Annotated in this window: 12 protein-coding genes and 2 pseudogenes; 7 read left to right on the forward strand and 7 right to left on the reverse strand. The window is 72.0% G+C overall.

The window, feature by feature from the left end:
- Positions 1 to 37 precede the first annotated feature (37 nt).
- The gene (locus ACZ5VC_RS21750) at positions 38 to 3265 is read left to right on the forward strand and encodes a sacsin N-terminal ATP-binding-like domain-containing protein (protein ID WP_469121665.1); all 3228 of its coding nucleotides are present in this window, start codon (positions 38 to 40) and stop codon (positions 3263 to 3265) included.
- Positions 3266 to 3377: 112 nt separating this feature from the next.
- Here the strand turns inward: ACZ5VC_RS21750 and ACZ5VC_RS21755 are convergent, their stop codons facing one another.
- Positions 3378 to 5828, reverse strand: a complete 2451-nt coding sequence (locus ACZ5VC_RS21755; RefSeq protein ID WP_469121666.1) for an HAD-IC family P-type ATPase — start codon at positions 5826 to 5828, stop codon at positions 3378 to 3380.
- A gap of 88 nt (positions 5829 to 5916) precedes the next feature.
- Positions 5917 to 6189: a DUF2530 domain-containing protein gene (locus ACZ5VC_RS21760; RefSeq protein WP_469121667.1), complete on the reverse strand. Its 273-nt coding sequence runs from the start codon at positions 6187 to 6189 to the stop codon at positions 5917 to 5919.
- 167 nt (positions 6190 to 6356) lie between these two features.
- Between ACZ5VC_RS21760 and ACZ5VC_RS21765 the strand changes: the two genes are divergently transcribed.
- A complete protein-coding gene (locus ACZ5VC_RS21765; protein WP_469121668.1) occupies positions 6357 to 7808 on the forward strand; it encodes an NCS2 family permease in 1452 nt (483 codons plus the stop codon).
- A gap of 80 nt (positions 7809 to 7888) precedes the next feature.
- On the opposite strand, the gene ACZ5VC_RS21770 is transcribed toward ACZ5VC_RS21765, so the two are convergent.
- The gene (locus ACZ5VC_RS21770; protein WP_468711986.1) at positions 7889 to 8071 is read right to left on the reverse strand and encodes a ribbon-helix-helix protein, CopG family; all 183 of its coding nucleotides are present in this window, start codon (positions 8069 to 8071) and stop codon (positions 7889 to 7891) included.
- Positions 8072 to 8215: 144 nt separating this feature from the next.
- Between ACZ5VC_RS21770 and ACZ5VC_RS21775 the strand changes: the two genes are divergently transcribed.
- Together ACZ5VC_RS21775 and ACZ5VC_RS21780 are read left to right on the forward strand one after the other, a co-directional pair.
- Entirely contained in the window at positions 8216 to 8659 is a 444-nt protein-coding gene (locus ACZ5VC_RS21775; protein WP_469121669.1) for a MarR family winged helix-turn-helix transcriptional regulator, read from the forward strand.
- Positions 8660 to 8690: 31 nt separating this feature from the next.
- Entirely contained in the window at positions 8691 to 10010 is a 1320-nt protein-coding gene (locus tag ACZ5VC_RS21780; RefSeq protein ID WP_469121670.1) for an MFS transporter, read from the forward strand.
- Positions 10011 to 10101: 91 nt separating this feature from the next.
- On the opposite strand, the gene ACZ5VC_RS21785 is transcribed toward ACZ5VC_RS21780, so the two are convergent.
- The gene (locus ACZ5VC_RS21785) at positions 10102 to 10602 is read right to left on the reverse strand and encodes a GNAT family N-acetyltransferase (RefSeq protein ID WP_469121671.1); all 501 of its coding nucleotides are present in this window, start codon (positions 10600 to 10602) and stop codon (positions 10102 to 10104) included.
- 85 nt (positions 10603 to 10687) lie between these two features.
- On the opposite strand from ACZ5VC_RS21785, the gene thpR reads away from it, so the two are divergent.
- Positions 10688 to 11257 (forward strand): RNA 2',3'-cyclic phosphodiesterase, encoded by a 570-nt coding sequence (thpR, locus tag ACZ5VC_RS21790; protein WP_469121741.1) that lies wholly within the window; start codon positions 10688 to 10690, stop codon positions 11255 to 11257.
- A gap of 142 nt (positions 11258 to 11399) precedes the next feature.
- Here the strand turns inward: thpR and ACZ5VC_RS21795 are convergent.
- Positions 11400 to 11648 (reverse strand): annotated as a pseudogene (locus ACZ5VC_RS21795) (aldo/keto reductase); the annotation flags it as partial.
- Between ACZ5VC_RS21795 and ACZ5VC_RS21800 the strand changes: the two are divergent.
- Together ACZ5VC_RS21800 and ACZ5VC_RS21805 are read left to right on the forward strand one after the other, a co-directional pair.
- Positions 11560 to 12042 (forward strand): annotated as a pseudogene (locus ACZ5VC_RS21800) (recombinase family protein); the annotation flags it as partial. The pseudogenes ACZ5VC_RS21795 and ACZ5VC_RS21800 overlap by 89 nt on opposite strands.
- Before the next feature lie 119 nt (positions 12043 to 12161).
- Positions 12162 to 12266 carry a helix-turn-helix domain-containing protein gene (locus ACZ5VC_RS21805; protein WP_469121672.1) on the forward strand — a complete coding sequence of 35 codons (105 nt, stop codon included), beginning with the start codon at positions 12162 to 12164 and terminating at the stop codon, positions 12264 to 12266.
- Positions 12267 to 12345: 79 nt separating this feature from the next.
- Here the strand turns inward: ACZ5VC_RS21805 and ACZ5VC_RS21810 are convergent, their stop codons facing one another.
- Positions 12346 to 12564 (reverse strand): DUF7848 domain-containing protein, encoded by a 219-nt coding sequence (locus ACZ5VC_RS21810; RefSeq protein WP_469121673.1) that lies wholly within the window; start codon positions 12562 to 12564, stop codon positions 12346 to 12348.
- Positions 12564 to 12767, reverse strand: coding sequence for a hypothetical protein (locus ACZ5VC_RS21815; protein ID WP_469121674.1), 204 nt, complete (start codon positions 12765 to 12767; stop codon positions 12564 to 12566). The genes ACZ5VC_RS21810 and ACZ5VC_RS21815 overlap by 1 nt, the downstream gene beginning before the upstream one ends.
- Positions 12768 to 12838 lie beyond the last annotated feature (71 nt).

Genomic DNA, 12838 nt, shown 5'->3' on the forward strand with positions numbered 1-12838 from the left:
CCCTTCCCGGGCGGCACGGACAGAGCGGAGTCACAGCGTGAGCGTCAGGACGACGGACGGAGCCGACCCCTTCGGTACGGCGCGGCTGCGGCGCGGGGTGCTCGACGCGTGGGGCGCCAGCCCCGCACGGTTCCGGGAGGACGCCAACGCCGAGGAGGACCTGGCGCTCGGCGGTTACCGGGACCGGCTCGTCGTGGAGCTGGCCCAGAACGCCGCCGACGCCGCCGGACGCGCCGGGGTCACCGGACGGCTGCGCCTCACCCTGCACCCGGCGGGCCCCGACGGACCCGCCGTCCTCGCGGCCGCCAACACCGGCGCCCCCCTCGACGCCACCGGCGTCGAATCGCTGAGCACCCTGCGTGCCTCGGCCAAGCGGGAGAACGACACCGCCGCCGTGGGCCGGTTCGGTGTCGGCTTCGCCGCCGTCCTGGCCGTCAGCGACGAGCCGGCCGTCCTCGGGCGGCACGGCGGTGTCCGCTGGTCCCTGGCCGAGGCGGCCGAGCTGGCCCGCGAGGCCGCGCAGGGCAGCCCCGGGCTCGGCGACGAACTGCGCCGCCGTGACGGCCATGTGCCGCTGCTGCGGCTCCCGCTGCCCGCCGAGGGCACCGCTCCCGACGGCTACGACACCGTCGTCGTCCTGCCCCTGCGGGACACGGCCGCCGTCGACCTGGCCGAGCGGCTGCTGCGCTCCATCGACGACGCCCTGCTGCTGACGCTCCCCGGCCTCTCCGAGATCGTGGTCGACACCGGCGACGGCGTACGGGTGCTGCGCCGCTCCCAGCAGGGCCCGTACGTCCACATCGACGACAGCCTCGACGGGACGAACCGCTGGCGGGTCACCGCCGCGGGCGGCCCGCTCGACGCGGACCTCCTCAAGGACCGGCCCGTCGAGGAGCGCCTGCGCCCCCACTGGTCGGTCGTGTGGGCGGTGCCGGTCGACACCGACGGCTCCCCGCGGCACCCCACGACCGCTCCGGTGGTGCACGCTCCCACCCCCACCGACGAACCGCTCGGCGTCCCGGCCCTGCTGATCGCCTCGCTGCCGCTGGACACCACGCGCCGCCACCCGGCGCCCGGCCCGCTCACCGACTTCCTGGTGCAGCGCGCGGCCGACGCGTACGCGGAGCTGCTCGCCGAGTGGGAGCCCGTGTCGGTCGCCACCATCGACCTCGTGCCGGGGCCGCTCGGCAAGGGCGAACTGGACGGCGCGCTGCGGCAGGCGATCCTGGAGCGGCTGGGCCGGGTCGCCTTCCTCGCGCCCGCCGCGGAGAGCCTGCGCGACGACGCCGAGCCGGCCGACGACGCGTACGCCGAGACGTACGGGACCGACGCCGCCCCGGTCGGACCGCGCCGCGAGATCCCGCACGCCCTGCGTCCCATCGAGGCGGAGGTCGTCGAGGGCGCGGGCGCCGACACCGTACGGGTCCTGGCCGAGGTCCTGCCGACACTGCTGCCCGCGGGCCTGGAGCGCCGCGTCGAGCTGCGCACCCTCGGGGTCGCCCGGCTGCCGTTGACCGAGGCCATCGACCGCCTCGCCGGCATCGAACGGGAACCGGGCTGGTGGTGGCGGCTGTACGACAGCCTCGCCGGCGTCGACCCGGACCGGCTCACGGGTCTGCCGGTGCCGCTCGCGGACGCGGAGGGCGCCGACGAGGACGCCCGGGACGGCGCCCCGCGCCGCACGCCCCGCACCACCATCGGCCCCCGCCAGGTCCTCGTCCCGCTGCCCGAGACGCCCACCGACCTGGCCCGCCTCGGTCTCAAGGTCGCCCACCCGGACGCCGCGCACCCGCTCCTGGAGAAGCTCGGCGCCCTGCCGGCCACGCCCCGGGCGGTCCTGACGACGCCCCAGGTACGGGCCGCGGTCGCCGCGTCCCTCGACGCCGGGGAGATCTGGGACGAGGACGCCCTGGACGCCGAGGAGCTGGCGGAGACGGTCCTCACTCTCGTACGGGACGCGGACCTGGAGCCCGGCGACGAGCCGTGGCTGGGCGCGCTCGCCCTGCCCGACGAGGACGGGGAGCCGGCGCCGGCCGGTGAACTGGTGCTGCCCGGCAGCGCCTTCGCCGCCGTCATGCGCGAGGGTGAACTGGCCCTGTGCGACGCCGAGCTGGCCGACCGCTGGGGCGAGCAGCCGCTCGCCGCGTGCGGGGTGCTGGCCGGTTTCACGCTCGTGCGGGCCACCGACGTCGTCCTCGACCCGGACGAACTGGAGCCGCGCGAAGGGGACTTCGCCGAACCCGACGACGTGGGCCTGCTCGACGCCGTCGACGTGTGGTGCGAGGACGTCCTCGACCGGCTGCCCGAGACGCCGGTGCCGCCCGTGGCGACGGAGATCGTCGCCGTACGCGACCTGGACCTGGTCGACGACGACGCCTGGCCCCAGGCGCTCGCCCTGCTCGCCCTGCCACCGCTGCGGGACGCGCTCACCCAGCCCGTACGGGTCCTGCTGCCCGACGGCACCACGGAGACCGTGCGGTCGTACACCGCGTGGTGGCTGCGCGACCACCCCGTGCTGGACGGCAGGCGCCCGGCGGGCCTTCGGGCGGCCGGCACCGACCCGCTGCTCGCGGGCCTGTACGACTCCGTCGACGCGACCGGCTTCGAGGACGAGCAGGTCCTGAAGGCCCTCGGCGTACGGACCTCGGTCGCCGTGCTCCTCGACGAGCCCGGCGGCGCGGCGGAGCTCCTGGCCCGTCTCGCCGACCCGTCCCGCGAGGTGACCGGAGCCCAGCTCCACGCCCTCTACACGGCCCTCGCCGACCTGGATCCCGAGCAGGTGACGCTCCCCGACGAGCTGCGCGCTGTCGTCGACGGCGAGACCCGGGTGGTCGACGCGGCGGACGCCCTGGTCGCCGACGCCCCCGACCTGCTGCCGCTCGCCGAGGGACTGGCGCTGCTGCCGGTGTCGCCGTCGCGCGCCGCCGACCTGGCCGAGCTCTTCCAGGTCCGGCGCCTCGGCGAGACGGTCGAGGCGGAGGTCACCTCGGTCGGCGAGGAGCACGACGTACCGCCGTCGGTCCACGCCCTGCTCGGCCCGGCCACCCCCGACTCGTACGTCGAGCACGACGAACTCCTCGCGGGCGGCACCGAACTGGACTGGCGCCGCACCCCGGACGGGGTCATCCACGCGGCCACGCTGGAGGGGGTGGCGGCGGGGCTCGCCTGGGCGGCGGGCCAGTGGCCGCGCCGCTTCGAGGTGGCGGCGCTCCTGGAGGACCCGTCACGGACGGCGGAACTGGCGCGGGACCGCTGGTTCGACTGACGCCGCCGCACGGCACAGGGGCCCCGGCCGGGAACGGACCGGGGCCCTTCGCCGTGCCCGGGCGTCACCGGGGCATGGGGCACGGCATGGGGCATCGGACACCGGGCGGGGTTCACGCCGCGAATCTGCGGTCGACCCACCGCCACGCGACCTCCAGCAGCACAGCCCCCGCCGCGGCGATCCCCACCGCCGTCCACGGCATGGTCACCCCCACCAGCTTCAGGGCGAAGAAGTCCTGCAGCCAGGGCACCACCAGGACCAGCAGGAACGCCCCACCCATCGCCGCCACCAGGCCGACGCGCCACCACGTGTAGGGGCGGGCGACGATCGCCAGGACCCACATGGAGACCAGGAACAGCGTCAGGGTCGCCGCGCTCGTCTCGGCGTCCAGCGCGCCCGGACCGCTGTAGTGCGAGCGTGCCAGCAGATAGCTGAGGAAGGTGGCGGCCGCCGCGATGACGCCGCCGGGAATGGCGTACCGCATCACCCGTCGGACGAAGTGCGGCCTCGCGCGCTCCTTGTTGGGGGCCAGGGCCAGGAAGAAGGCCGGGACGCCGATGGTGAGTGTGGACAGCAGGGTCAGGTGGCGGGGCAGGAACGGGTACTCGGCCTGGGAGCAGACGACGAGGACGGCGAGCAGCACCGAGTAGACCGTCTTCGTCAGGAAGAGGGTCGCCACGCGGGTGATGTTGCCGATGACGCGCCGGCCCTCGGCCACCACCGAAGGCAGCGTCGCGAAGCTGTTGTTGAGGAGGACGATCTGGGCGACGGCCCGGGTCGCCTCCGAGCCGGAACCCATCGAGACGCCGATGTCGGCGTCCTTGAGGGCCAGGACGTCGTTCACGCCGTCACCGGTCATCGCGACCGTGTGGCCGCGCGACTGGAGCGCGCCGACCATGTCCCGCTTCTGCCGGGGGGTGACCCGGCCGAAGACCGCGTGGTCGTCGAGAGCCCGCGCCATCTCCTGCTGTTCGGTGGGCAGACGGCGGGCGTCGACGGTGTTCTCGGCGCCGGGCAGGCCGAGTTTCCCGGCGACCGCTCCGACGGAGACCGCGTTGTCGCCGGAGATGACCTTGGCGGCGACCTTCTGGTCGGCGAAGTACGTGAGGGTGTCGGCGGCGTCGGGCCGCAGCCGCTGCTCCAGGACGACCAGGGCGGTGGCCCGGGCCTCGCGGGCCACGTCCGGGTCGTCCAGGGCACGCGAGGAGCGGGCCAGCAGCAGGACGCGCAGACCCTGTTCGTTGAGACGGTCGATGTCGGTCAGGAGGGGGTCGTCGTCCGGGAGGAGGACGTCGGGCGCGCCGAGCAGCCAGGTCGAGTTCTCGCCATCGCCCTCGCTGAAGGCGGCGCCGCTGTATTTGCGGGCCGAGGAGAAGGGCAGGGACTCGGTGCAGCGCCAGTCCTCGCTGTCCGGGTAGGCGTCGATGATCGCCTGCAGCGAGGCGTTGGGGCGCGGGTCGGACTCGCCGAGCGCGCCGAGCACCTTGCGTACGTACGTCTCGTCCGCGCCGTCGAGGGGCCGCAGTTCGGTGACGTCCATGCCGCCCTCGGTGAGCGTGCCGGTCTTGTCGAGGCAGACGACGTCCACCCGGGCCAGACCCTCGATGGCGGGCAGCTCCTGCACGAGGCACTGCTTGCGGCCGAGCCGGATCACCCCGATGGCGAAGGCGACGGAGGTGAGCAGGACGAGCCCTTCGGGGATCATCGGCACGATGCCGCCGACCGTGCGGGCGATCGAGTCCTTGATGTTGGTGTCCTTGACGACGAGCTGGCTGATGATCAGGGCCAGCGCCGTCGGGACCATCATCCACGTCACGTACTTGAGGATCGTGGAGACGCCGGAGCGCAGCTCGGAGTGGACGAGGGTGAAGCGGGACGCCTCCTCGGCGAGCTGGGCGGCGTACGCCTCCCGTCCGACCCGGGTGGCCGTGAACGCGCCGCTGCCGGCGACGACGAACGACCCGGACATCATCCGGTCGCCACGCCTCTTCGTCACGGGGTCGGCCTCGCCGGTCAGCAGCGACTCGTCGATCTCCAGACTGTCGGCCTCGGCGACCTCGCCGTCGACCACGACCTTGTCGCCGGGCCCGAGTTCGATGAGGTCGCCGAGCACGATCTCGGAGGTGGTCACCTCGGCGGAGACTCCGTCACGGCGGACGGTGGGTCTGGCCTCGCCGATGACGGCGAGACCGTCGAGGGTCTTCTTGGCGCGCAGTTCCTGGATGATGCCGATGCCGGTGTTGGCGACGATCACGAAGCCGAAGAGACTGTCCTGGATCGGTGCGACGAGGAGCATGATCACCCAGAGGGCGCCGATGATGGCGTTGAAGCGGGTGAGGACGTTGGCGCGGACGATGTCGGTGGTGGACCGGCTGCTGCGGACGGGTACGTCGTTGACCTCGCCCCGCGCGACCCGCTCGGCGATCTCGGCGGAGGTCAGCCCGCCCGGCCGGTGCCGCACGGGCGGTGGCACCGGGTGGACCGGGTCGAGCTCGGCCGCGGCCCCGCTGCCCGTGCCGCCGGGCTCGGGTCCGTCCGTGTCGATCTTGGCCCGCTGAGTCATGTTTTCGACGTTACGGGCGTCCGCGCGCCTTCACCCCCCGAGCGGGCGGGGGATCGGACCCGGGGCGGACGGAGAGGGTCCCGTGGGACTACGCGCCGGCGTCGGGGGCCCTGCGCGCGGCCTCGGCACGCTTGATCGCCGCGTCCCGGCCCCGTACGTACCAGATGCCGATGAGTCCGAGACCGGCGCCGGCGAGGCAGGTCCAGATCCACCAGGCGGCGTTCCGGTCGGCGAACCACGCGTAGAAGGGGACCTGCACCAGGAAGAGGACGAACCAGAGGATCGTGCCGCCGGTGATGGTGGCGACGACGGGCCCCTCCAGGGGCTCGGGTGCCTCGTGCTTGGGGGTCCACTTCGCCATGGGCTCAGTGTAGGCGGAGCCGTTCGAGCGGCCTTCGACACAGTCGGTCCAAGGGTCTACGCGCGGAGATGGACGGGGTTCCGTTCATGTGTTCATACTGAAACGGTTTGCCTGTGGCGGGTTTCTCTCGTACGAACCGCCAACCTCGCACCTTCGAAGAGGACCGCATGAGCACGCCGGCCCCCGCCACGGCCCCCGCCCCCGAGCCCTCGTCGCCCCACGGGCCGACCAGCGGGCTCGACCGATTCTTCAAGATCTCCGAGCGCGGCTCTTCGGTCGCCCGCGAGATCCGCGGCGGTTTCGCGACCTTCTTCGCGATGGCCTACATCATCGTGCTGAACCCGATCATCCTCGGCAGCGCCAAGGACATGTACGGGCACCAGCTCGACAGCGGCCAGCTCGTCACCGCGACCGTGCTCACCGCGGCCTTCTCGACGCTCCTGATGGGCGTCATCGGCAATGTCCCGATCGCGCTCGCCGCCGGCCTCGGCGTCAACACCGTCGTCGCCCTCCAGCTCGCGCCCCGGATGTCCTGGCCCGACGCCATGGGCATGGTCGTCATCGCCGGCTTCGTCGTGATGCTGCTGGTCGCCACCGGGCTGCGGGAGCGCGTGATGAACGCCGTGCCCGTCGGCCTGCGCAAGGGCATCGCGATCGGCATCGGCCTCTTCATCATGCTCATCGGCCTGGTCGACGCGGGCTTCGTCTCGCGCATCCCGGACGCCGCCCACACCACCGTCCCGCTCCAGCTCGGCGCGACCGGTCACCTCGGCGGCTGGCCGGTCCTGGTCTTCGCCCTCGGCGCGCTGCTCACGCTGGCCCTGATCATCCGCAAGGTGCCGGGCGCCATCCTGATCTCCATCGTCGTGATGACCGTCGTCGCGATGGTCATCGACGCGGTCGCGACCGTCCCGTCCTGGGGCCTGACCACCCCGAAGTGGCCCGGCAACCCGGTCGCCTCGCCCGACTTCGGTCTGGTGGGCGAGGTCAGCGTCTTCGGCGGCTTCGAGAAGGTCGGCGCGCTCACGGGCTGCCTCTTCGTCTTCACCGTCCTGCTGTCGTGCTTCTTCGACGCCATGGGGACGATCCTCGGCGTCGGCGACGAGGCCCACCTGATGGACAAGCAGGGCAACTTCCCCGGCATCAACAAGGTCCTCTTCGTCGACGGCATCGCCGTCGCCTCCGGCGGCGCCACCTCCTCCTCGGCCACCACCTGCTTCGTGGAGTCCACGGCCGGCGTCGGCGAGGGTGCCCGGACCGGACTGGCGTCGGTGGTCACCGGCGCGCTCTTCTCCGTTGCGCTGTTCCTCACGCCGCTCGCCACGATGGTCCCGTCCCAGGCGGCCACCCCCGCCCTGCTGGCGGTCGGCTTCCTGATCCTGGCCGGATCGGTCAAGGACATCGACTGGAGCGACTTCACCATCGCGGTGCCGGCGTTCCTGGCGATGGTGATGATGCCGTTCACGTACTCGATCACCAACGGCATCGGCATCGGCTTCATCGCCTTCAGCGTGCTGCGAGCGGCCGCCGGGCGGGGCCGCGAGGTCCCGGTCGCGATGTACATCGTGTCGGCGGTCTTCGTCTTCTACTACGCGATGCCGGCGCTCGGCCTGACCTGATCGCCCGGGCCGTCGAGCCCGGCCCGTTGAACCCGGTCACGGCGAGGCCGGTCATGTCGAGACCGGTCGTGTCGAGGCCATCACGTGAGGCCGTAGAACTTCTCCGTCTCGTCGACGGCCGCCTTGAACCGTTCGTCGAAGTCGTCGCGCATGAGCGTCCGGACCACATAGTCCTGGACGCTCATGCCGCGTTTCGCGGCATGCCCCCGAAGCCGTTCGAGCAGCTCACCATCTATCCGCAGGCTGAGCACCGTCGATCCCATGTCGGCCAGAGTCGCCGCAGGATCGTCCCGGATGCGTCACTTTCCAGATCCGGCTCACTCATTCGGGTGACACATCTCCCAGGGGAGTCCGCGGGGCACCCCTCCGCTGGTCTTTAGCATGGGTAATGAGTTATGCTAACGAACATGCCTGACCTGTCCCACGGCAACGCCATCGACGCGGCCGCCGTGAACTCCCTCCGCTCGGCCGTCATGCGACTGGGCCGACGCCTCAAGCACCAGCGTGTCGACGAGTCGCTGAGCCCCACCGAGATGTCGGTGCTGGGCACCCTCGCCCGGTGCGGCTCGGCCACCCCCGGAGAGCTGGCCCGCAAGGAGCACGTCCAGCCTCCTTCGATGACCCGCATCGTGGCGCTGCTGGAGGCGAAGGGCCTGGTCAGGCTGGAGCCGCACCCCGACGACCGCCGACAGAAGGTGGTCAGCCAGACCGAGCAGGCAGAGGCCATGCTGGAGGAGAGCCGCCGCAAGCGGAACGTCTGGCTGGCGACCCTGGCCGAAGGTCTGGACGAGGACGAGTGGGCGAAGCTGCGCGCAGCCGCCCCAGTCCTGGAGAAGCTCGCCCACCTCTGACCACCGCGCGCCACAAGGAGGCGAACGCACTTTGAGTACGGGATCCGGAGCAGACTCCGCCCCCGCACCGACCGCACCTACGTCCATGTTCAGCTCGCTCGGGATCCGGAACTACCGGCTCTTCGCAAGCGGGCAAGTCGTCTCCAACACCGGCACCTGGATGCAGCGCATCGCCCAGGACTGGCTGGTGCTCAGCATCACCGGATCCGCCTCCGCGGTCGGTATCACCATCGCGCTGCAGTTCCTGCCGATGCTGCTCTTCGGGCTGTACGGCGGCGTCCTCGCCGACCGGCTCCGCAAGCGGCCGCTACTTCTCTTCACCCAGTCCGCGATGGGTCTGGCCGGGCTCGTGCTGGCCGCTCTCACGCTCAGCGGTCACGTCCAGGTCTGGCACGTCTACGCCACCGCGTTCGTCACCGGCCTCGTCACGGTCGTCGACAACCCGGCCCGGCAGGCCTTCGTCGTCGAGATGGTCGGCCCCCGGGACCTCCAGAACGCGGTCTCGCTCAATTCCGCCAACTTCCAGTCCGCGCGGCTCGTCGGCCCCGCCGTCGCCGGTGTACTGATCACGGCGGTCGGCAGCGGTTACGCCTTCCTGCTCAACGGACTGTCGTTCATCGCGCCCGTCGTGGGCCTGCTGATGATGCGCACCTCCGACCTGCACAAGGTCGAGCGCGCGCCACGCGCAAAGGGCCAGCTGAGGGAAGGGCTGTCCTACGTCTCGCGGCACCCCGAGCTGATCTGGCCGATCGTGCTCATCGGCTTCATCGGCACCTTCGGGTTCAACTTCCCGATCTGGCTCTCGGCCTTCGTCGACGACGTCTTCCACGGCCAGGCCAGCACATACGGCCTGCTCAACACGCTGATGGCGATCGGCTCCCTGGCCGGCGCCCTCCTCGCCGCCCGGCGTGGCACCTCCCGGCTGCGGCTGCTGGTCGGCGCGGCCGCGCTCTTCGGTGTCCTGGAGATCGTGGCGGCCGCCGCCCCGTCCTTCTGGATCTTCGCGGCGCTGCTGGTGCCGATCGGGATGTTCGGCCTGACGGTCAACGTCACGGCCAACTCCAGTGTGCAGATGGCCACCGACCCGGCGATGCGGGGCCGGGTGATGAGCCTGTTCATGATGGTCTTCACGGGCGGTACGCCGCTGGGCGCCCCGCTCTTCGGCTGGATCACCGACACGTACGGCCCGCGGATCGGCTTCGCGGCGGGCGGCCTGATCTCCTTCGCCGCGGCCGCGGCGGTCGGCCTGATCCTGGCCCGCCTGGGCGGCCTGAAGGTCGCGGTCGGCTGGCACCGGGGCCACCCGCAGGTCCGGTTCGTCGAGCGTGAGCGGCTGACCACGGCCGCCTGAGCCCCGCGGCACGGCGGAAGGGGCCCGGCTGTCGAGCCGGGCCCCTTCGCGTGGGCCTTCGCGTGGGCCTTCGCGTGGGCCTTCGCGTGCGTCACACCCGCTGCTCCAGGATCTGCCCCCGCCAGTCGCCGACCGTGAACGTCTCCGTCGGGGTGAAGCCGTTGCGGACGTAGTACGCGACCAGCCGGCCCTGGCTCCCCGCGAAGCAGTCCACGCGCAGCAGGGAGACGCCCTGCCGGCGGGTCTCCTCCACCGCGTGGGCGAGCAGCGCGCTGCCCACCCCCCGGCCGTGGAAGCGGGCGTCCGTCGCCAGGATGCGGACGTACACCTCTGGCTCGTCCGCCGGGGCGACCTCCGGCCCCGGGCGCGGGGTCAGCGTCAGCGTCCCGGCCGGCACGCCGTCGATCTCGGCGATCCACGGGGTGCCCTCGGCGACGATGTCGTGGACCCGCTGCACCGCCGGGGGTCTGGCCGACCACGGGCTCGTCCCCCACTGGTCCGTGATGCCACGTGAGTTGAGCCACACGACGGCACTGTCCAGCAGGGCGAGTATCGCGGGGACGTCGTCGGCCCCGCCCTTTCTGATCTCCATCCGGGGAGGCTAGATCAGGCGGGGGGCAGTGCTCCAGTGTCATTGCGCGTCCCCGCCTTTCGGCAGACTGCTCCCCATGAGCTCTGTGAGACTCTTCGCCGCCGTCCTTCCGCCCGCGTCGGCCGCCGATGAAGTGGGACGCGTCGTCGACCGGCTGCGCGCCATGCCGGGCGCGCGGGACCTGCGCTGGACCGGGCGTCCGGGCTGGCACTACACGCTGGCGTTCATGGGCAATGTCGACGAGGAGCTGGTGCCCGAGCTGCACGCGCGTCTCGCCCGCGCCGCCCACCGGAGCGACCCGTTCCCGCTGCGGGTCCACGGCGGGGGACACTTCGGCCGCCGAGCGCTGTGGGCGGGAGCCGCCGGCGGTCTCGACGAGCTGCGGCTCCTGGCCGAACGCGCCGACGCGGCGGCCCGCCGGGCGGGCGTGGCGATGGACGAGCACCGCCGCTACCAGGCCCATATGACCCTGGCCCGCAGCCGCACGGACACCGACCTGCGCCCGTTCGTGGAGGAGCTCGACCGCTTCGAGGGCAGCCGCTGGGAGGTCACCGAGCTGGCGCTCGTGCGCAGCAGGCTGCCGGTGAGCGGTGTGGCGGGGGAGCATCCGCGCTACGAGACGGCCGGTTCCTGGCCGCTCGGAGGCGCGGGTTAACCTCAACGGGTGGACCCGAAGACCCGAAACCGGATCATGGCCGGTGTGCTCGTGCTGATGTTCGTGATCGTCGCGGTGGCGGCCGCGGTCGGCCAGTGAGGCGCTGACCGCGACCGCCCACGCGTTCCTCCGGGCCTGAGCGCTACCAGGCGAAGGCCTCCGGAGACGGACCGGGGCCCGGGAAGATCTCGTCGAGACCGGCGAGTACGTCCTCCGACAGCTCCAGCTCGACCGCCCGCAGCGCGGAGTCCAGCTGGTCCGCCGTGCGCGGGCCGACGATCGGGCCGGTGACCCCGGGGCGGGTGAGCAGCCAGGCCAGGGCCGCCTCGCCGGGTTCCAGGCCGTGCTTGTCGAGCAGGTCCTCGTACGCCTGGACCTGCGCGCGGACGGCGGACTCTGTAGGATTCCTGGCAGGTCGCCGCCGTCACTCCCGACTGCACGAGACCGAGTCCGGGGCGGAAGCCTTGGGCGCCCTGTCTCTCCAGCGGCAAGAAGCAGCAGGGGCGGGGCAGCGCCCTCAGGGACAAGAGCAACGGCGCGAAGAAAAACGGCAGGGGGCGGCCTACCGGTACCGGCCGCAGCTCACGGCCGTACTGGACTACGCCCGACCGGGCGACGTCCTGTGCGTGTGGAAGCTTGACCGGCTCGGCCGGTCGCTCATCGACCTCGTGTCCATCGTCGACGGCCTGCGCGAGCGCGGCATAGGTTTCCGCGTGCTCGACGGTGCGCTCTCCTCTGTCGACACCACGTCGGCCGACGCCCGCCTGTTCTTCCAGATCATCGCGGCCATGGCGGAGTTTGAGCGGTCGCTCATCAAGAACCGCACGCTGGCCGACTGCAAGCGGCCAAGGCACAGGGCCGGACCGGCGGCCGGCCGTCCGTGGTGGACGAGGACGTACTCACCGTGGCCCGCGCCAGGAAGACCAAGGGCGAGAGCGTCAGCGCCGTCGCCAAAGCCCTCGGAGTCTCCCGAGCCACGCTGTACCGACACCTGGGAGAGAACGCCTGAGACAGGCGCACAGCAGTTTCAGACAGGCCCCCGGCTACGTCGGGGCCGTTGTCGTCCGTGGACGTACAAAACGGCCTTACTAGGCCCGCACCACCATGGCGAACGACGTACAGATCCGCCGGAAGCCGCGATGGTTGCTCAGGCCGGTATGGCTCATGCAGTCAACGTCGACCGCCGCACCGTCCGTTGACGGCTCTGCCTTCCACTTGCAGTGCAGGCACTCCGCCTCGAAGGTCACGTCCGTGTCCGGATGCTGCGAGATCCGGTGCGAGTCGAACCGCAGGACCGTACGCGCCATCACTCGGCCCCGTGGTCTTCCCGCAGGTGCGTGCGGAGCACGACGTTCGCGTCCGTCGCCTTCGAGTAGTCGCCGACCGATCGGGCGTTGGCTCGGGTCACGGCGACGCCGAGGCACTGACGACATCCCGCGACGGGGTTCGGATCTCCCATGGGAAGGGGCAGGTTCACCGGCCCCGCCATCGTCGTCCTGGGTGTGCTCATCCGTACGGCCTCCCGACTGCTCGCCTGCCGAAGGATGATCCCCCGGGGTGCGCACGGAATGGCGCTTCAGT

The organism is Streptomyces sp. NPDC033174 (assembly GCF_055577795.1).

Excerpts from the sequence above, each read along its gene's own strand:
- ACZ5VC_RS21770 (WP_468711986.1), bottom strand. The coding sequence starts at position 8,071 with ATGGGATCGACGGTGCTCAGCCTGCGGATAGATGGTGAGCTGCTCGAA.
- ACZ5VC_RS21765 (WP_469121668.1), top strand. The coding sequence starts at position 6,357 with ATGAGCACGCCGGCCCCCGCCACGGCCCCCGCCCCCGAGCCCTCGTCG.
- ACZ5VC_RS21785 (WP_469121671.1), bottom strand. The coding sequence starts at position 10,602 with ATGGAGATCAGAAAGGGCGGGGCCGACGACGTCCCCGCGATACTCGCC.
- ACZ5VC_RS21755 (WP_469121666.1), bottom strand. The coding sequence starts at position 5,828 with ATGACTCAGCGGGCCAAGATCGACACGGACGGACCCGAGCCCGGCGGC.
- ACZ5VC_RS21815 (WP_469121674.1), bottom strand. The coding sequence starts at position 12,767 with ATGAGCACACCCAGGACGACGATGGCGGGGCCGGTGAACCTGCCCCTT.
- ACZ5VC_RS21810 (WP_469121673.1), bottom strand. The coding sequence starts at position 12,564 with ATGGCGCGTACGGTCCTGCGGTTCGACTCGCACCGGATCTCGCAGCAT.
- ACZ5VC_RS21775 (WP_469121669.1), top strand. The coding sequence starts at position 8,216 with ATGCCTGACCTGTCCCACGGCAACGCCATCGACGCGGCCGCCGTGAAC.
- ACZ5VC_RS21760 (WP_469121667.1), bottom strand. The coding sequence starts at position 6,189 with ATGGCGAAGTGGACCCCCAAGCACGAGGCACCCGAGCCCCTGGAGGGG.